We start from the raw sequence: 17,889 nt of genomic DNA on the forward strand, positions 1-17,889 counted from the left end.
GCCGCCCGGAATCCCTGCATTTCGTGAGCGCTGCCATGTCCGACGCATCCCATACCCTCGGCTCGCAAGACCGCCTGGAGCTGCTTTGCTGGCTCACCTGCGGCAATCTCGGCGCGTTTTACCTCAACGAATCGTGGCCGGACGCCGCGTTCCAGGTCCAGGCCGCGCACCGCTGGCTCGACCGCCATCACCGCCAGGCCGACTGGCTCGCGGTCGCCAAGCTCGCGGCGCTCGCGCAGGACATCGCGAAGCGGCATGCCGGGTTCGTCGACGCGCCGTGGGCACGCGACGCGGTCGAGGAAATCGTCGATACCGACGATCTCGACTATCGGGCAAAGCTCGTCCAATGGGTATACGAAGACTGCTGCAAGGCGCTCGCGGACAAGCGGCTGGCCGATTGACGCGCGCGGTGGGCGGTACACAAACGGCGGCCGGCCAGTCCGCAGCGGCTGCCGCCATCAATCGCCGGCACGACCGCCGCGCCCGACCGGACCCTTTCCCTTCCTCCAGCGGCGGGTCGGGTGACGGTAGTCGACGCAACGCGCCGGACATACGCCGCGCCCCATTTGCGGCGAAATGCATGCGCGGGCGGCAGTCACGCGGTCATGCCGCGAATCCGTCGCGCCGGTGTTCGATATCGTGCGCCCCGTTGCAGGGTGCACGCCCCGTGCTTACAACAGCGATTTCCCTTGCGACAGCACCTTGTCACAGATCTGCTTCGTCACCTGCTGCTTCAGGCCGCCGCCGCTCAGGTCGAGCTTGTTGCCGTTGCCGGCGTCGAGGATCCCGCTCGAGCCGCTGGTGTAACCGCTGTCGGACGATGCATTGCCGCCGAGCTTGCCCATCAGCGCGTCTTTCACCGACGATGCGCCGCCGGACGCGCCGCCGAGATAGTTGTTCTGGATGCAGAACTGCAGCAGGCCCGCGACGTTGCCGGTGCTGCCCGGCATCAGCGACGAACCGCCGCCGCCCGTCAGTGCGCCACCAAGCCCGCCGAGGTTGCCGAGCGCACCGCCCGCGCTGCCGCCCGAATCGCCACCGCCGCCGACCTGCTTCAGGACATCGCCAAGCTGCGCATGGGCCACCGAAAACGGTGCGAGCAATCCGATCAGCGCGCCGGCAACGGTCGCGCGGTATAGACGTGCATTCATGTGAAGCCTCCCGGTTGTGACTGCATGACTACCGCAAATCGAATTCAAGGATACTCAATCGACCCGGACATGACAGCCTTCGTGCGCGGCCTGAAACGTCAGGCATCGTGATATATCGCCGCGATTTGACAATGCTTGACGGGGAGACGTATCACGCACGGCCGGTTCGATGCGCAACTGAAGGCACGCGCGCGCGAACGCCATTCCGTGTCGCCGGCACACGCGAAGCGTCATAGAATCGTCGGCGGCGGCCGTTCGGGCCCTCGGCCCGATCTCAATCTCGAACATGAAGGATGACGCGTGGCGCTCGCCTATCGATTTCTGCTGATCGCCGGTGCATCGGCCGCGCTGCTTGCCGACGCCGGCGCCGCCCATGCGGCGCCCCCGGCCGCAGCGACGGCTGCCGCCGCATGCCCGTCGCCTTCGTTCAACCGCTATCCCGCACCCGCCGCACGCGCGCCGCGCAAGCCGGCCGCGGCGCCCCGGCTGACCAGCAAGGAAGCCCGCCTGTATCGCACCGTCATTCGCGACGAATTCACGCAACCGGCCAATTTTGCCGGCCACTACCGCGTCGCGATCTGGGGCTGCGGAACGGATTGCCGGAATTTCGCGATCGTCGACAAGTACACGGGCGCGACCTACACAATGCCCGGCGTGAACGTGATCGCGGGCGTCATGGGCAACGACGACGAACGCGTCGATTTCCGCGCAGGCAGTGCGCTGCTGATCGTCTCGGGCTGCTTCAACGACGACTGCGACGACAACAACGCGAAGGCCGCCCGGTTCTTCTATGAATGGACCGGCACGCGGCTGCGCGCGATCGGCGCCTGTCCGCTGGTCGTTGCGCCGGTCGAATAACCGGCGGCCGATTCGCGCGACGCTCACGAAAACCGTCACGCCGCCGGCGCGCGTGCCCCCGCGCCGCAAGTCGCGACGCATACGACCGCGAGCACTACGCCGATCGACACGAACGGCGCCACCGGATGCAGTTCGTACAGCATCGTGCCGGCCAGTGGCGCGACGACCATGCTGAGCCCTTGCGCCATCGACATCGCGCCCGCGCACGCGGCCTGCTCATGCGTTTCGACGCGCGTGCTCGCGAGCGCCGCGACCGCGGGAAATGCGGCGCCCATCCCGCTCGCCGCCACGAAGTAGCTCGCGCACAGCAGCAGCGGGTGCGCGGCCTCCGCGGCCAGCGCCGACACGAACCCCGCGCCACCCGCCAGCGCGCCCCAGCGCAGCCATTGGAGCGGCGCGACCGCACGCAGCCGGCCGACCAGCGACTGCGTCGCGATCAACCCGATGCCGGCGCTGCCGAGCGCGTAACCGACCACCATCGACGCGTCGCCCGTTCGCACGTGCAGCCGGTCGATCACGTAAAAACCGAGCACGCTGTTCGCGATCATCACCGCGCTGTACAGCGCGAACGCGCTGCACCACGGCAGGCGTACGCGCGGATCGGTCGGCTTCAGCCGGGGCGGCGCCTGCCGCACCGCGTGCGTGCCGTCGTCGCGCAGCCGTCGCAGCCCCGCCAGCCCGACGAGCGGCAACAGCGCGAACACGGCGAGCGCGACCGTCATGTCGAACCCGGCCAGCCAGCCCGCGAGCGGCGGCGCGAGCACCATCCCGATCGCGCCCGCCGCGCCGAATCGCGCGATCGCCGACGCGCGCCCCGTGGCCAGCGTCCGGTCCGCGATCCACGCCGTGGCCGCGACGGGCAGCCCCGCATAGCAGCCGCCCATCGCCGCGCGCGTGACGAGCAGCGCGACAACGCCCGCCCACACCGGCGGCACGGCGCTGCCGCCGTCGCGCAACGCCCAGCCGACATAGCCGGCCAGCAACAGCGAGCTCGCGACGAACCCGACGATCGCCGCGCGCATGGTCGACAAGCGCCCGCGCGTGTCCGCCGCTCGCCCCCAGCGAGGCGCGACAGCCATCCACACGAGCCCGACGACGCCGATGATCGCGCCGATATGCAGCGGTTCGAGATGCATGCGGCGCGCCATCGGGCCGGCGATCGTGACGAATGCGTAGGTGCCGGCCACCATCGCGAAGTTCGCGAGCAGCAGCGGCAGCATGGACGCGCCGGCATCGGCCGGCGCTTGCAGGGATTCAGCGGAAGTCGTCGACATAAGGTGTTCCGATGGAAAAGGTAAACGACGCGCGTCAGCGCGCATGGGGGCTGTCGTCGGTCAGCAGGCAGCGGGCGCGCAACAGCGCATCCTCGGTCGCCTCCCAGCCGATGCACGGATCGGTGATCGAGCAGCCGTAGCGCAGTGCGCCGCCCAGTGGCTGCGCGCCGTCCTCGATGAAGCTTTCGAGCATCACGCCCCGGATCGCTTCGTTGCCCGCGCGCATCTGCCCGACCACATCGTCCAGCACCGCCAGTTGCCGTATCGCCTGCTTGCCGCAGTTCGCATGCGAACAGTCGATCAGCAGGTTCGGCGTCAGGCGTTGCGCGCGCAACGTTTCGACCGCGGCCGCCACCGCCGCGGCGTCGTAGTTCGGCCCGTGGCGACCGCCGCGCAGCACGAGGTGCGCGTGCGGATTTCCGGTGCTGTGCAGCAAGGCCGGACCGCCGGCACCATCGACGCCGATGAACGTGTGCGGCCGCATGCTGGCCAGCATCGCGTGCGCTGCGATGTCGACCTGGCCGTCCGTGCCGTTCTTGAAACCGACGGGCATCGCGAGCCCCGATGCCAGCTCGCGATGGATTTGCGATTCGGTCGTGCGCGCCCCGATCGCGGCCCAGCTCACCAGGTCGGACAGGTAGTGCGGCGTCGCGACGTCCAGCACCTCGGTCGCGACCGGCAGCCCGAGCGCATTGATGTCGACGAGCAGCCGGCGCGCGGTGCGCAATCCCTCCTCGACGCGATGGCTGCCGTCGAGCCCCGGATCGTTGATCAGCCCTTTCCAGCCGACCGTCGTCCGCGGCTTCTCGAAGTAGACGCGCATCACCACGCAAAGCGCGTCGCGCACCGCGTGCGCAAGGCCGGCGAGGCGGCGCGCGTAGTCGAGCGCGGCCGCCGGATCGTGGATCGAGCACGGGCCGACGACGACGATCCGGCGCGCGTCGCGCCGTTCGAGAATCGCGCGCACCTGCGCGCGTCCCGCGTCGACGGTCGCCCGCGCCGCATACGACGCCGGCACCGCGTGGCGCAGCGCGTCAGGCACGGGCAGCCGCGCGCCGACGCGCAACCGTTTCTCGTGATGCGGCAACGCGAACGCGCCTGCCGCACCTTGTTCGGCACAGGCCGATATCTGTTTCATGAAGACGCTCCGGAGACGGAATTCAGACGGGCCGTCACACGCCGAGCGTCGCGCCGCCGTCGACACACAGCGTGTGCAGCGTCACGTGGCGCGCGGCGTCGGACAGCAGGAACAGCACGGTGCCGGCGACGTCGTCCGGCGCGGCGATGCGCCCGAGCGGAATGCCCGTGCGATAGGTTTCGAGCGACCCCGCGATGACGCCTGCCGGGCCTTCCGGGCCGCGCCACAGTTGGCGCTGCATCGGCGTGTCGGTCGAACCCGGCGCGACGATGTTGCAGCGAATGCCGTGACCGGCCAGCTCCAGGCCGAGGCACCGCGTGAACTGATGCGCGGCGGCCTTCGACGCGGCGTAGGCGGCCATCTGCGTGCGCGGCACGAGCGCCGCATTCGACCCGACGGTCACGATGCTGCCCGTGCGCCGCTCGATCATGCGCTGTGCGACCGCGCGCGACAGGTGAAACACGCCGTGCGTGTTCACCGCGAAGCAATGCGCCCAGTCGTCGTCGGTCAGCGACGTCGCGGCCGCGAGCCGCAGCACGCCGGCGACGTTCGCGAGCATGCCGATCGGGCCGACCGTCGCCTCCACGTGCTCGATTGCCGCGCGCACGGCGCGCGCGTCGGTCACGTCGACCGCGAACGGATGAACGCGGCCCGGCGCCGGCGGGCGATCCTCGTTCGCCCGCGCCAGCGCGTCGCCGTCGGCGTCGAACGCGGCGACGTCGACCCCGCGCGCGGCGAGCGCGCGAACCACGGCGGCGCCGATCCCGCGCGCCGCGCCGGTCACGACGGCCACCCCCGCCAGAAATGTCATCTCGGTTTCCCTGCTCATCGATTCACGTTCCTCGTAACGGTTTCCATGTCGGCCCATGCGGCGAGCCGTTCGGTCAGCGCGGCGCCGATCGCCGCCATCGGTTCGGGATCGGACATCCCGTCGTGCGAGCAGTCGAGCGCCACGCAGGTCGGCAACGCCGCCGGCCGGTGCGCGGCCCAGCTGTCGGGCCCCGGCGTGCCGGGCCGCTTGCGGGTTGCGTTGAACAGCAGCAGTTCGCCGCCGTAACGCGGGGTCGGCGCGGCGCGGAACTGGCGCATCTGCCGCAGCGTCGCGTCGACCAGCGCGTCGAGCCCCGCGCCGCCGAGCGCTGCGAACGGGCTGTTCGCGCGCAACAGGCGCTGCCGCAGCAATGCGTCGGACAACGCCGCCGTGTCGAAATCGCCGTTCACCGTCAGCAGAATCCGCAGCGCGTCGCCCGCCTCCGGCTGCGGCTGTGCCATCCACGCGGACGACGGATAACTGTCCATCAGCGCGAGCACGCCCACCGGCGCGCCGACGCGTTCGAGGGCCGCCGCGACCGCGTACGCGAGCGCGCCGCCCAGCGACCAGCCGAGCAGGTGGTACGGACCGTCCGGCTGCAGTGCCCGCACGCGCCGCACATAGGTGTCGACGAGCGCGTCGAAATCGGCCGCGCCGTTCGTGTCGCCGACTGACAGTTGCAGCCCGTCGACCGTCGTGTCGGGCAGGTACGCGGCAAGCCGCAGATAGCTCCACGCGAGGCCGTCGGCCGGATGAATGCAGATGAGCCGCTGCGCAGCGCCTCCCGCCGTCTGGATCGCAAGATGCGGGGCGAACGCGTCGCGCTCCACGCGCGGCCGGTACGGCAGCGGCGTGCGCAGTGCAGCCGCCAGCGCCGCGACCGTCGCATGGCGGAACAGCATCGATACCGGCACGTCGCGGCCGAGCGCGGTCGCCAGCCGCGCGCTCACCTGGATCGCCTGCAACGACTTGCCGCCGATGTCGAAGAAATTCGAATCCGGCGTCAGCGCGACGCCGCCGAGCACGCTGCGCCACGCGTGCATCACCTGCCGTTCGAGCGCGTCGGCGCGCGGATCGTCGTCCACGCCGATGCGGGCCGCCATCGCGCGCTGCCGCAACGCGTTGCGATCGGTCTTGCCGTTGACGTTGCGCGGCAGCCGTTCGAGCACGTGCCACGCGTCGGGAATCGCCGCGGCCGGTAGCGCGTCGGCGAGCCGCGCACGCAGCGCGGCCGTTTCGTCCACCCCGACGACGAACGCCGCGAGCGTCGTCACGTCGGCGTCGCCGCGCAACGCGACGACCGCCGCCTCGCGCACGTCCGGCGTGCGCAGCAGCCAGTCCTCGATCTCGCGCGGATCGATGCGCACGCCGCTGATCTTCACCTCGTGGTCGATCCGGCCGTCGAACACCAGCCGGCCGTCGCGCACGGAGGCGAGATCGCCGGTCCGGTACGCGCGCGTACCGCTCCCCGGCAGCGTGACGAAGCGCTCGGACGTCAGCGCCGCATTGCCCGGGTAGCCGAGCGCCAGCGCGTCGCCGCACAGCACCAGCTCGCCCGTGCGGCCCTCGGCCACCGGATACAGGCGCTCGTCGACCACCTGCGCGTCGACGCCCGCGCGTGGCGTGCCGATCGGCACCGGCTCGCCGTCGCGCCAGACCGCGCCGGGACCGCTCACGCAGGCGGCCGTCGCGATGATCGTCGCTTCGGTCGGCCCGTAGGTGTTCAGCAGCGCCAGATGCGGCAGGTGCGCGTGCCAGCGCCGGATTCGCTCCGGCAACGCGGCCTCGCCGCCGATGATCGTCAGACGCACGCCGGCAAGGCGCTGCGCATGGCGCGCGTCCAGGGCATGGGCGAGCACGTGCCAGTAGGCGGTCGGCAGGTCGAGCACCGTGATGCGGCGGCGCTCGACCTCGGCCGTGAACGCGTCGATCGAGTCGAGCATCGCGTCGTCGCGCAGCACGAGCGTCGCGCCGTTGCAGAGCGTCGCGAAGATCTCCTCGAAGCTCGCATCGAAATGCAGCGGCGCGAACTGCAGCACCCGGTCGCTCGGACCGATGCGATACAGGTCGCGCGTGCTCGCGACGAAATGCGCGAGCGCGCCGCGCCCGACCAGCACGCCGTTCGGCCGACCGGTCGATCCCGACGTGTACAGGAGGTACGCGGGCTGTGCCGCGTCAGGCGCCGCGCACGCCACGTCGCGCGGCGACGACACGCGCGCCGCAGCCAGATCGAGCACCGGCCGCCCACCCGCACATTCGCGATACACGTCGCGCGTGATCACCAGCGCGGGCGCCGCATCCGCCAGCATCGCCGCGACGCGCTGCGGCGGTCCGTCCGGATCGATCGGCACGATCGCCGCGCCGACCTTCAGCACGGCCAGCATCGCCGCGATCACGTCGGGCGCGCGCGGCGCGGCGATCGCGACGCGTGCATCGCGCGCCCCACCCCTTCGCTCGAGTTCCGACGCAAGCGCATGGGCGTCGGCGAGCAACGTGCGGTAGTCGATGCGGTGGCCGCCGGCCTCGATAGCCGGGTGCGCCGGTGCGTCGCGCGCGATGCGTTCGATCCGCGCGAGCACGTCGTCGTACGGCCCGGCGAGCGGCGTGCCGCGCACGATCGACGGCGCGGGCATCCCGTCGAGCAGTGCACTTACCGGTTCGTCCGGCGCCTGTTCGGCAAATGCGTCGAGCCACGCGGCAAGGTCGCGCGCATGCGCGGCGAGCACCGCTTCGTCGTACGCGTTCGGGTTGGCTTCCAGCGTCAGATGCCACGCGCCGCCGCGCACGGCGAGCGTCACGTTCAGATCCTTCACCGGACCGCCGCTCACCGCGCGGGTGTCGCTCGCGAGCCCGTGGAATGCGACCTTCCGTTCGAACGGCATCACGTTGACGGCCTGGTTGAACAGGAACGCGTTGCGCTCCAGCAGCCCGAGATCGCCGCGAATCCAGCCGTACCGGTAATACAGGTGCGGCCGGATCGCGCGCAGGCGCTCCGCGCATTCGCGTGCAAGCTCACGCGGCGAGCGCCCGGCGTCGACATGCACGCGCAGCGGCACGATGTTCATCGCCATGCACGGCACGCCGAGCGCCGGCGTGCCGAGTCGGTTCATCACCGGCAGCCCGAGCGTCAGGTCGCACTGGCCGCCCTGCTTCGCGAGCCAGATGCCGACCGCGCACAGCAGCCACGCATTCCAGTCGACGTCGACCCGCTCGGCGGCGGCGCGCAGCGCGCGCACGCGTTCGGCGTCGAGCACGCGCGTCGCGCGCCACGCGTCGGGGGCGATGTCCTGTTTCCGCGCGAGGACGAGCGGCGCGGGCACGTCGCGCAGATGCGCGCGCCAGAACGCGCGATCGGTATCGAAGCCGCCGTCGGCGCGATAACGCGCCTCGGCCTCAACGACGCGATCGATCCGCCAGTCAGGCAGCTCCGGCAGCGGCCCGCCGCCGACGCGCGCGTTGTAGCGAGTCGCCGCGGCCTGCTGCAGCAGCCCGTAGCCGAAGCCGTCGAGCGCGATGTGATGGACCTGCAGATACCACCAGTGCCGGGTTGGTGACAGCCGCAGCAGCGCGGTGCGGTACAGCGGATCGGCGGTCACGTCGCAGCAGATCGACAGCGACGCCTTCATCCACGCATGCGCCGCCTGCACGGGATCGGCTTGCGCCGACAGATCGACGAGTGGCAGCCGCGTGCGTGGCGTCCGGCGCGCCTGCCACAGCGCATCGTCCTGCCACGCGAACCGCATGTGCAGCGCGTCGGCGTGATCGAGCACGGCCTCGACACTGTCGGTCAGCGCGGCGACGTCGAGCGCGCCGTCGAGCTCGACGGTCTCGGCCGTCAGATAGCCCGGATCGTCGGAGTCGACCTGTTGCGCGACCCAGATTCCGTATTGCGCGGAAGTCGCGCGGATCGGCAAGGATTCGTTTGTCATGAGCGGGGTTGCCCCGAAGTTCGTTGAGCCGGAGGCGGGCCGCGTCACGCGCCCCGCTCCCATGCGACCACCAGCGCCCGGTTACGCGACATCAGCCCCAGGTGCTCGTCCATCACGTACTGGATCTGCTCGAGCTGCTCCGACGAATCGGCTTCGCAGCGAAGCTGCAGCACGTCGTCGGTACGCAGCATCCGGCAGACGCCGTACGGGAAATCGACGGTCGCGCGATGTTCGTCGAACACGACGGGCACCTTGATCGCGTAGTGCTTGCACAGCTTGAACAGCACGCGGTCGGCCTGCGGCACCGACACCTCCGCCGTGCTGACGAACGACGCCGGACGGGCATCGGGCATCGCCGGACGCGCCGTCATGCGCTCACCCGCGCCGCGCGCTGCAGCACTCGCGTCCATGCGCCGAGCGTCGGCTGCTCGGCGAGCTGGACGAACGTGACGTCGTAGCCTTGCGCGCGCCACTGTTCGACGAGCGTCATCATCCGGATCGAATCGAGCCCGCAATCGACCAGGTTGTCGTGCTCGCGCAGGTCGGCGGTCGGCATCCGCAGGCTGCGGGCGACCTGCGCCGCGATCGCGGCGAGCATCGGTGCCGTATCGTCCACCGGTGCGACGCCGACGAGCGCGTCCGTGGTCACTGCCATTCCGCAACGTCCAGCCACGTAGTCGAGCGCCATGCGGTGCTCGCGCTCGGAGAAATCCGCGAGCGCGTCAGCGACGAAAAACGGCTGCACGTCGCGCATGAACGCGTCGCAGGCGGTCATCAGACAGCCGATGTGCGCGTAGATCCCGCAGATCGCGAGCTGGTCGCGCCCCTGCTCGCGCAGGTGCGTCTCGAGCGGCGAACGCCGGAACGCGCTGTAGCGCCACTTGTCGAGCACCGTGTCGCCGGGCGCCGGCGCGAGCGCGTCGCAGATCGCCGCGCGCGACGGCTGCGCGGTGAGACCCGGCCCCCACATGTCGGTCAGGAGCGCCCGATCGGCCGCCGCCTGAGTTGCCGGCTGCGCGGTGAAGTAGACCGGCATCCCGGCGGCATGCGCGAAATCGATCAGGCGACGCACGTGCGCGACGAGCGTCGGCACCGGCGCGGCCGCACGGTCGTAGAAGTCGAGGAAGTAGTCTTGCATGTCGTGCACGAGCAGCGCCGCGCGGCGCGGGTCGAAGCGCCAGTTCACGCGGTTCGCCGGCAGCTCGGCCGGCATCGGATAGGAAGCGATTTTCGGAATGGCCATGTTGGATTGCTTGGGAATGGAAAAAACGACGGGGCGTCGCCGCACTCGTCACGCAGCGGCGGCGAGCCGATCCGCGATGTGCTGCCGAAGCGCGCGCTTGTCGATCTTGCCGACGGGCGTTTTCGGGAACGCGTCGACGAATTCGATCCGGTCGGGCACCTTGTACGCGGCCACGCCCTGGCCACGCACGAAGCGCACGAGGTCTGCCGCGGCCGGCGCGGGCGTGCCTCGAATCACGTACGCGCAACTGCGTTCGCCGAGATACGGGTCGGGCATCGCGACCAGCGCCGCGTCGACGACACCCGGATGCGCGAGCAGCAGGTGTTCGATTTCCTCGGCCGGGATCTTCTCGCCGCCGCGGTTGATCTGGTCCTTCGCGCGCCCCTCGACGACGAGCTGGCCGCCCGCCGTCAGGCGGACGCGATCGCCGGTGCGATAGAAGCCGTCCGCCGTGAACGCGCGTGCGTTGTGCGTGGCCGCGTCGTAGTAGCCGCGGATCGTGTACGGGCCGCGCGTCAGCAGATGGCCGACCGCGCCGGGTTCGACCGGGCGGTCGTCGTCGTCGACGATGCGGATCTCGTCGTCCGGCGAGATCGGGCGCCCTTGCGTGGCGATCACCACGTCGCGCGGATCGTCGAGCCGCGTGTAGTTGACCAGCCCTTCGGCCATCCCGAACACCTGCTGCAATTGCGTGCCGAAGCCGTCGGCCGCGCGCGCCGCAAGCGCCGGATCGAAGCGCGCGCCGCCGACCTGGACGAGTTCGAGGCTCGCCAGCGCGCCGCGCCGCTGCCCGGCCGCGGCCAGCCATACGGGCACGAGCGGCGGCACCAGTGCCGCCACCGTCACGCGCTCGCGCTCGATCAGCGGGAACGCAGTGTCGGGGCTCGCGCCGTCGCTCAGCACGACGGTGCCGCCGGCATCGAACACACCGAGCGAGCCCGGCGAACTCAGCGCATAGTTGTGCGCGGCCGGCAGCGCCGCGAGATAGACGCTGCGTTCGGTCAGCCCGCAAATGCGTGCGCTCTCGCGCACGCTGTACAGGTAGTCGTCGTGCGTGCGCGGAATCAGCTTCGGCGTACCCGTGCTGCCGCCCGACAGTTGCAGGAACGCGATCTCGTGCGCGCCGGGCCCCAGCGGCAGCGCGACGTCGGGCGTCGCATCCGGCAGCGCCACGCGCGCGTTGCCGGGCGCCGTGAACAGCACGTGGCGCAACGTCGGCGCATCGGCGCGGATCTCGGTCGCGAGCGCCCGGTAGTCAAACCCGTCGTGCTGTTCCGCCGCGACATAGGCGACCGCGCCCGCGTGCCGGCAGAAGTAGCCGATCTCGCGCCGGCGATGCGCGGGCAGCGCGAACACCGGCAGCGCGCCGATCCGGAACAGCGCGAACGTCACCGCGAAAAAGGCGACGCAGTTCGGCAATTGCACGACGACGCGGTCGCCCGGCACGATCCCGCACGCGGTCAGCGCGCGGGCCGTGCGTTCGGCTTCCGCCGCGAACGTCCGGTACGACCAGCGCAGGTCGCCCTGTACGAGCGCGATACGTTCGCCGTGCCGCGCGACGCGTTCGTCGAACCACTGCGCGAACGACTGGCCGAGCCAGTACCCCTTCTGCCGATACGCGGCGGCGAACGCGTCCGGCCACGGCGTGCGGTTCGCGGGCGTCATGCGGCCTCCCGCGCGGCGCCCGATGCGGCATCGCGATCGATACCGAGCGCATCCAGCATCGTCCGGAACTTGGCCGCGGTTTCCGCGCGTTCGCCTTCGGGCGTCGATTCACCGACCACGCCCGCGCCCGCATAGAGCCGCAGCGTGCGGTCGAACGCTTCGGCGCAGCGAATCGTGACGACCCACTCGCCGTCGCCATGCGCATCGACCCAGCCGAGCATCCCCGCGTAGAAGCCGCGATCGAACGGCTCGGCATCGCGAATGCAGTCGCGCGCCGCCGCGCGCGGCGCGCCGCAGACGGCGGGCGTCGGATGCAGCGCGAGTGCGAGCGTCAACGCATCCGCGTCGGTTTCGCCGCACACCTCGGTCGACAGATGCCACATCGTTTCCGTATGGACCAGCGACGGGCGCGCCGGCACGTCGAGCCGCCTGCACAGCGGCGCGAGGCTGTCGCGCACGGCGTCGACGACGACCCGGTGCTCGTCGAGATCCTTCGCCGACGCCAGCAGCGCCTGCGCTCGGCGCCGGTCCTCGACCGGGTCGCGGCTGCGCGGCGCGGAACCCGCCAGCGGATTCGCGCGCACGACGCCGCCGAAGCGGTTCACGAGCAGCTCCGGGCTCGCGCCCAGCAGCGTGCGGCCCGCGCCGAGATCCACGGAGAACGTATAGCCGTGCGGATTGCACGACGCGAGTCGCGCGACGAGCGCCGCAACGTCGACCGGCACCTCGCCGGTCGCCTCCAGCGTGCGCGCCAGCACGACCTTGTCGAGCTCGCCCGCGCGAATCCTGGCAACCGCCAGCGCGACCGCGTCCGCATACGCATCCGCGGACGGCACCTCGCGCGTCGCATAGCGCGTGCCGGCCGGCCCGGCTGCCCGCTGCGCGCCGAGCGGTCGCGCGCGCAGCATCGTGCGCGCAACCCGCAGCGCGGTCGGCGCGCCGACGTCGAACGGCACCGCGCCGACCACCGTCGCGCCCATGTGGCCGTCGGCCCGCGCGCGACGCAACGCATCGTTCACGCGCGCCGCGAGCGGCGCGTCCGCATGCGGGATCGCCTCCGCGACATCGCAGGCCAGCACCGTATGCGCCGGCGTTGCGAGAAACAACGGGGTATCCGCGCGATACACATCCCACACGTTATGGGGTACTAATAGTTCGTCGGGTCGGGAAATTGCATTCATGACATTGCCTCCAGATTGAATGAGCCGGCGCGGCGCGCCGGCCATGCCGTCACATTTCGGCGGTCAGACTCACCGCGATGCGGCGCCCCTGGTCGACGAGCCAGTTGCCGCTCAGCCCGGTCGTGCGCGTGCGATCGTCGATCGGCACCATCTTGTTGGTCAGGTTGAGCACCGCGAAATTGACGGAGAAACGCTTGTCGATCCGGTAGCGCCCGCCGAGATCGAAGGTCGTCGCCGACGGCCGCTCGCGCACGCCCTGCGCGCCGTTGCGGAACGCGGCCCAGTATTCGCTGCCGCTGTAGTTCGCCGCCGCGTAGAGGTCGAGCCTGGCGGTCGGCGTCCAGTCGACCTGCACGTTGAATTTGTGCTTCGGCGTCTTGTCGAGCGGATAACCGTCGAGCGAACTGCCGTTGAACGCCTTCTCGCCGCTGCCCTCGCGGCGCGATTCGGTCAGCGTGTAGGCGCCCGACACCTTCAGCGTGCGCGACAGGCGCGTGCCCGCGCCGATCTCGAGCCCGTACAGCTTGACCCGGTCGATGTTGTCGTACACATAGATGTTGCGGCCCGGCGAACGCGGATCGGCCTTGCCCGTGTCGTAGCTCGCCACCTTGTTCTTGAACAGGTTGTTGAACAGCGTCAGGCCCGCGTACGTGTCGCCCAGGTCGTAGCGCACGCCGAGCTCCTCGGTCAGGCTCGTCTCCGGCTTGAGATCCGGATTGCCGCACAACGTGCCGGGCATCGCGCCCGCTGCGCCGCCCGACGTCATGCAGTAACCGGCCGTGCTCTGACGCAGCGACGGCGGACGGAAACCGGTCGATACGCCGCCGCGCACCGTCCACGCCTTGCTGAGCTGGTAGACGCCGTAGATGCGCGGGCTCACGTGGCTGCCGTAACGATCGTCGTGATCGAGTCGCACGCCGGTCGTCAGCGTGAAGCGGTCGTTGAAGAAGTAGTCGTTCTCGCCGAACAGCGCCCACGCGTTGCGCGTGACGCGATCCGCATTGGCGCCATGCCCTTTGGGCACCGCGTCCTGCACGCTGACGCCCGACAGCCTCGACCAGATGTGCTGGCCACCCACGGTCAGGATGTTGCGCTCGCCCCACCACGGCACGGCGGCCTTGGCCTCGAGAATCGTGTCGGTCAGCGCGGGCTTCACCGGCGAACGCCCGGCCGGCGTCCACTGGTCCTGCACGCCGCGCTCGCCGTACAGCGACACCGTCGTGTCGGCGAAGCCCCAGCGGCCGTCGTGCGTGATGCCCCAGTAATCGCGGACATGACGCGTCTCCGTGAGCGCGGTGGCCGCCGTGCGCGGCGTGAGCGGCGCGGCGCTCTTGCCCGGCGTGCTGAGATAGGTGAGCTGCTCGCGCCCGAGGTTCACGCTCACGTCCTGGTTGCTCGCGGGTTTCGCGGACAACTTCACGTCGAAGCTGCCGATCCGCTGCCCGTTCGCGCCGCCCGTCCCGCTGTTCGGGTAGTAGATGTTGTCTTCGCCGCGATGCAGGAGACGCCCCGACGCCTGCAGCCCGAGCACGTCGGATTTCAGCGGGCCGCCGAGCCAGAAGTCGACGCTCTGCGTGTCGCCCTGGTTCGATTCGAGCTGCCACACACTGCCGGCCGTGATCGTGCCGCCCCAACGCTTCGGCACCTTGCGCGTGATCACGTTGATCACGCCGCCCATCGCGTCGGCGCCGTACAGCGACGACATCGGCCCGCGCACCACCTCGATCCGCTCGATCGCGGACAGCGGCGGCATCAGGTTCGACTGCACGCCGGCCGTGCCGCGATTCATCGTTTCGCGCGTGTTCTGGCGACGCCCGTCGACGAGGATCAGCGTGTACTCGCCCGGCATCCCGCGAATCGAGATGTCCTGGTCGTTCGGCGATGCACCGACGACGCTCACGCCCTCGACGTTGGCGACGATCTCGGCGACCGACGTATACGGCTTCGCCTCGATGTCTTCCCGGCTGATCACCGAAATGCTCGCGGGCGCGTCGCGGACCGCCTGCTCGCGGCGGCTCGCCGTGACGACGACCTCCTTCAGCATGGCCGGATCGGCGGCGGCCTCCGGCGGCGCTGATCCGGCCGGCTTGGCCGGGTCGTCCGGTTTGGCGGCGGCGGATCGGGCGGCGACGGCAGACGCGGCGGCAGGTTCCGCCGCCCGGTCAGGCGTCTGCGCCCACGCGCACGACGCACCCATCAGATACAGGCCGGCAACGACGACCGGCTTCAATGCAAGGCTTGCAGCTTGATTCGGCATGGTGGCGCTTTCGATGTTTCAAAATGTGATTGATTCTCATTTGCATTATGAAACATGTAATCAACCGAAATCTTTGCGTAAGCATCGAAGTCGTTTGAGCGCCGTCGCCGGCCGTCGTCAGCGCCGGTCGCTGCGCCGCGCGAGCGTCGGCGTGACGCCGAAGCGGCGCTTGTAGGCCGTCGCGAAGTTCGCGGCGCTCGTGTAGCCGGCCAGCGCCGCGGCCTGCTTCACGCTCACGGCGTCGCGCTCGAGCGCGAGCCGCGCGCGCTGCAGATGATGTTCGCGGACGAAGTCGAACACGGTCGTACCGTAGGCCGCGCGGAACTGGCGCTGCATCGCGTTCGCGCTCATCCCGGCGTGCCGCGCGATGTCGTCGAGCGACAGTTCCTGCGCCGCGTCGCTCGCGAGGAACGCGCGCAGCTCGGCCATCCGGCGATAGTCGCGCGACCCGAGCGACGCGTCCGACGCCTGCGCCGCGTCGCTCTCGAGCGGCGTGAACGCCTCGGCGAGCAGTTCGAGCACGCGGCTTTCCAGATAGATCGCCTGCAGCATCGGCTGATAGGCCGGCGGCCGCACGATCTGCTCGGCGAGCGCCGTCGCGCGCGGCGTCGGCTGCCAGAAGCGGATCGCGAGATGCGCGGACAGCATCGCGCCGAGCTGTTCGGGCAGGACGCCGCGGCTGGCCTCCTGCAGATGACCGAGCCATTCGCCCGACATCGCGAGGCTCAGCCGCCGCGCGTATCCGCCCTTGCTGAGCCGCCTGCGGAACGTGTCCGGCTCGACCGCGTTGAGCAGGAACGACTGCATCCGCACCGCGGGCCGCGCGGCTTCGCGGCCGGCACGGCCGGTCCGCCGCCCGTCCGTCGTCAGCACCACGCGCCGGTCGCCGTACGACACGTCGAGCGCACCCTCGAGCAGCAGCACGAGATGCAGGCCCGGCGAACACTGCCCCGACATCACGGCGTCGAATTCGTCCGTTGCATCGTCCGAATGGATGCGCAGCCCGGGCCGCACCTCGCGGATCCGCGCGACGTGCGCATCGTGTCGATAGCGATCGGAATGGGAAGCGGCTGGCGTCAGCGCTGTCATGTCGTCATACCCCCACGCGCAGGCCTCTTGCGCCCGCGCAAACTATTTTGGTGTTCGATCAAACGACCGACGCCCCAGTCGCGGCATCGGCTCGGCTACAATTAAATGAGAATTGTTCTCATTTATATCGTATCGGGAGTCACGTGAGAAAGACAAGCGGAATATGGGTCATGCTGGGCGTATGGCTGTGCGGCTGGTTCGCGATGCAGGCCGCGCAGGCGGACACCACGACCGTCACCGACCTGGCCGGCCGGCAGGTTCGGATTCCCGCGCGCGTCGAGCGCGTGCTGCTCGGCGAGGGCCGCCTGCTGCCTGCGCTGGCGGTGGTCGACGGCGGCGATCCGACGCGCCGCCTCGTGGGCATGATGGGTGATTTCGAGCAACTCGATCCCGCGAGCTACGCGCAATGGCTCACGCGTTTCCCGCGCCTGAAGGACGTGCCGCGCATCGGACGCTCGCAGTCCGGCAGCTTCAGCGACGAGCGCGCGCTCGCGCTGCGCCCGCAGGTCGCGATCTTCGGGCTCGGCGGCGGCCACGGCCCCGGCGAGCGCGATCGCGAAACGCTCGCGCGGCTCGAGGCGGCCGGCGTCGCGATCGTGTTCGTCGACTTCCGGCACGACCCGCTCGCCAACACGCCGCGCAGCATCGCGCTGCTCGGCCAGGTGCTCGGCGCGCCGCAGCGCGCGACGGAATTCAATGTGTACTGGCAGCAGCAGCTCAACCTCGTCCGCACGCGGCTCGCGACCGCGCGCCCCGCCGCGCCGAGCGTGTTCCTCGAAAGCCGTGTCGGCCTGTCGGGCGACTGCTGCGACACGATGACCGGCATGATGGGCCACCTGCTCGACGCCGCCGGTGGCAACAACGTCGCGAAGGGCCGTGTGCCCGGCGAGCACGGCACGCTGAACCCCGAATACCTGCTGAGCCGCCAGCCCGATTTCTACATCGGCACCGCGATTGGCTCGCTCCAGACGCTGCAAAGCGCGCCGCAACGCCTCGCGCTCGGCGCCGGCGTGCCGCGCGACGCCGCCGTCCGCTCGCTCGACCGTTCGCTGAAGCGACCGCAGATCGCGCCGCTGCGCGCGGTCCGCGAGCGGCGCGCGTATGCGATCTGGCATCACTTCTACAATTCGCCGTTCAACGTCGTCGCCGTGCAGGCGATGGCCAAGTGGCTGCATCCGGCGCTGTTCGCCGATCTCGATCCGCGCGCCACGTTCGACACGATGGTGCGACGCTTCCAGCCCGTTGCGCTGCAAGGCGAATACTGGGTGCAGGAAGGGTCCTGACATGCGGATG

Annotated in this window: 14 protein-coding genes; 3 read left to right on the forward strand and 11 right to left on the reverse strand. The window is 70.4% G+C overall.

What is annotated here, in order from left to right; all coding sequences use genetic code 11:
• Positions 1–35: 35 nt before the first annotated feature.
• The gene (locus WJ16_RS08975; RefSeq protein WP_069256766.1) at positions 36–401 is read left to right on the forward strand and encodes a hypothetical protein; all 366 of its coding nucleotides are present in this window, start codon (positions 36–38) and stop codon (positions 399–401) included.
• Positions 402–671: 270 nt separating this feature from the next.
• Here WJ16_RS08975 and WJ16_RS08980 read toward each other — a convergent pair whose 3' ends face one another.
• Positions 672–1,151, reverse strand: coding sequence for a YjjA family protein (locus tag WJ16_RS08980; protein WP_069256767.1), 480 nt, complete (start codon positions 1,149–1,151; stop codon positions 672–674).
• 300 nt (positions 1,152–1,451) lie between these two features.
• On the opposite strand from WJ16_RS08980, the gene WJ16_RS08985 reads away from it, so the two are divergent.
• Positions 1,452–2,009, forward strand: coding sequence for a hypothetical protein (locus WJ16_RS08985; RefSeq protein WP_069256768.1), 558 nt, complete (start codon positions 1,452–1,454; stop codon positions 2,007–2,009).
• Between the two features lie 35 nt (positions 2,010–2,044).
• Here the strand turns inward: WJ16_RS08985 and WJ16_RS08990 are convergent, their stop codons facing one another.
• The 10 genes from WJ16_RS08990 to WJ16_RS09035 all read right to left on the reverse strand — a co-directional run bounded on the left by WJ16_RS08990 (position 2,045) and on the right by WJ16_RS09035 (position 16,596).
• A complete protein-coding gene (locus tag WJ16_RS08990; protein ID WP_069256769.1) occupies positions 2,045–3,283 on the reverse strand; it encodes an MFS transporter in 1,239 nt (412 codons plus the stop codon).
• A 34-nt stretch (positions 3,284–3,317) separates the two neighbouring features.
• Positions 3,318–4,421 (reverse strand): 3-deoxy-7-phosphoheptulonate synthase, encoded by a 1,104-nt coding sequence (locus WJ16_RS08995; protein WP_069256770.1) that lies wholly within the window; start codon positions 4,419–4,421, stop codon positions 3,318–3,320.
• A 34-nt stretch (positions 4,422–4,455) separates the two neighbouring features.
• Entirely contained in the window at positions 4,456–5,250 is a 795-nt protein-coding gene (locus tag WJ16_RS09000) for a 2,3-dihydro-2,3-dihydroxybenzoate dehydrogenase (protein ID WP_084636019.1), read from the reverse strand.
• Entirely contained in the window at positions 5,247–9,161 is a 3,915-nt protein-coding gene (locus WJ16_RS09005; protein ID WP_069256772.1) for a non-ribosomal peptide synthetase, read from the reverse strand. The genes WJ16_RS09000 and WJ16_RS09005 overlap by 4 nt, the downstream gene beginning before the upstream one ends.
• 44 nt (positions 9,162–9,205) lie before the next feature.
• Positions 9,206–9,532: a DUF2218 domain-containing protein gene (locus tag WJ16_RS09010; protein WP_047901238.1), complete on the reverse strand. Its 327-nt coding sequence runs from the start codon at positions 9,530–9,532 to the stop codon at positions 9,206–9,208.
• Complete coding sequence (locus tag WJ16_RS09015; RefSeq protein ID WP_157126746.1) at positions 9,529–10,404, reverse strand: isochorismatase; 876 nt, start codon at positions 10,402–10,404, stop codon at positions 9,529–9,531. Before WJ16_RS09015 ends, WJ16_RS09010 begins: the two co-directional genes overlap by 4 nt.
• A 48-nt stretch (positions 10,405–10,452) precedes the next feature.
• The gene (locus tag WJ16_RS09020; RefSeq protein WP_069256773.1) at positions 10,453–12,069 is read right to left on the reverse strand and encodes a (2,3-dihydroxybenzoyl)adenylate synthase; all 1,617 of its coding nucleotides are present in this window, start codon (positions 12,067–12,069) and stop codon (positions 10,453–10,455) included.
• Complete coding sequence (locus WJ16_RS09025) at positions 12,066–13,250, reverse strand: isochorismate synthase (RefSeq protein WP_069256774.1); 1,185 nt, start codon at positions 13,248–13,250, stop codon at positions 12,066–12,068. The genes WJ16_RS09020 and WJ16_RS09025 overlap by 4 nt, the downstream gene beginning before the upstream one ends.
• Before the next feature lie 49 nt (positions 13,251–13,299).
• Positions 13,300–15,507 carry a TonB-dependent receptor domain-containing protein gene (locus WJ16_RS09030; protein WP_069256775.1) on the reverse strand — a complete coding sequence of 736 codons (2,208 nt, stop codon included), beginning with the start codon at positions 15,505–15,507 and terminating at the stop codon, positions 13,300–13,302.
• 117 nt (positions 15,508–15,624) lie between these two features.
• Complete coding sequence (locus WJ16_RS09035) at positions 15,625–16,596, reverse strand: helix-turn-helix transcriptional regulator (protein WP_069256776.1); 972 nt, start codon at positions 16,594–16,596, stop codon at positions 15,625–15,627.
• A gap of 161 nt (positions 16,597–16,757) precedes the next feature.
• Here WJ16_RS09035 and WJ16_RS09040 point away from each other — a divergent pair, with 161 nt between their 5' ends.
• Entirely contained in the window at positions 16,758–17,879 is a 1,122-nt protein-coding gene (locus WJ16_RS09040; RefSeq protein ID WP_084636037.1) for an ABC transporter substrate-binding protein, read from the forward strand.
• Positions 17,880–17,889: the final 10 nt, after the last annotated feature.

This window comes from Burkholderia metallica (assembly GCF_001718555.1).
In the GTDB taxonomy this organism is placed as follows: domain Bacteria; phylum Pseudomonadota; class Gammaproteobacteria; order Burkholderiales; family Burkholderiaceae; genus Burkholderia; species Burkholderia metallica.

Coding starts and splice junctions, on each gene's coding strand:
- WJ16_RS09015 (WP_157126746.1), bottom strand. CDS start 10,404: ATGGCCATTCCGAAAATCGCTTCCTATCCGATGCCGGCCGAGCTGCCG.
- WJ16_RS08980 (WP_069256767.1), bottom strand. CDS start 1,151: ATGAATGCACGTCTATACCGCGCGACCGTTGCCGGCGCGCTGATCGGA.
- WJ16_RS09020 (WP_069256773.1), bottom strand. CDS start 12,069: ATGACGCCCGCGAACCGCACGCCGTGGCCGGACGCGTTCGCCGCCGCG.
- WJ16_RS09000 (WP_084636019.1), bottom strand. CDS start 5,250: ATGAGCAGGGAAACCGAGATGACATTTCTGGCGGGGGTGGCCGTCGTG.
- WJ16_RS09005 (WP_069256772.1), bottom strand. CDS start 9,161: ATGACAAACGAATCCTTGCCGATCCGCGCGACTTCCGCGCAATACGGA.
- WJ16_RS08995 (WP_069256770.1), bottom strand. CDS start 4,421: ATGAAACAGATATCGGCCTGTGCCGAACAAGGTGCGGCAGGCGCGTTC.
- WJ16_RS08990 (WP_069256769.1), bottom strand. CDS start 3,283: ATGTCGACGACTTCCGCTGAATCCCTGCAAGCGCCGGCCGATGCCGGC.
- WJ16_RS09025 (WP_069256774.1), bottom strand. CDS start 13,250: ATGAATGCAATTTCCCGACCCGACGAACTATTAGTACCCCATAACGTG.
- WJ16_RS09010 (WP_047901238.1), bottom strand. CDS start 9,532: ATGACGGCGCGTCCGGCGATGCCCGATGCCCGTCCGGCGTCGTTCGTC.
- WJ16_RS09035 (WP_069256776.1), bottom strand. CDS start 16,596: ATGACAGCGCTGACGCCAGCCGCTTCCCATTCCGATCGCTATCGACAC.
- WJ16_RS08975 (WP_069256766.1), top strand. CDS start 36: ATGTCCGACGCATCCCATACCCTCGGCTCGCAAGACCGCCTGGAGCTG.
- WJ16_RS09030 (WP_069256775.1), bottom strand. CDS start 15,507: ATGCCGAATCAAGCTGCAAGCCTTGCATTGAAGCCGGTCGTCGTTGCC.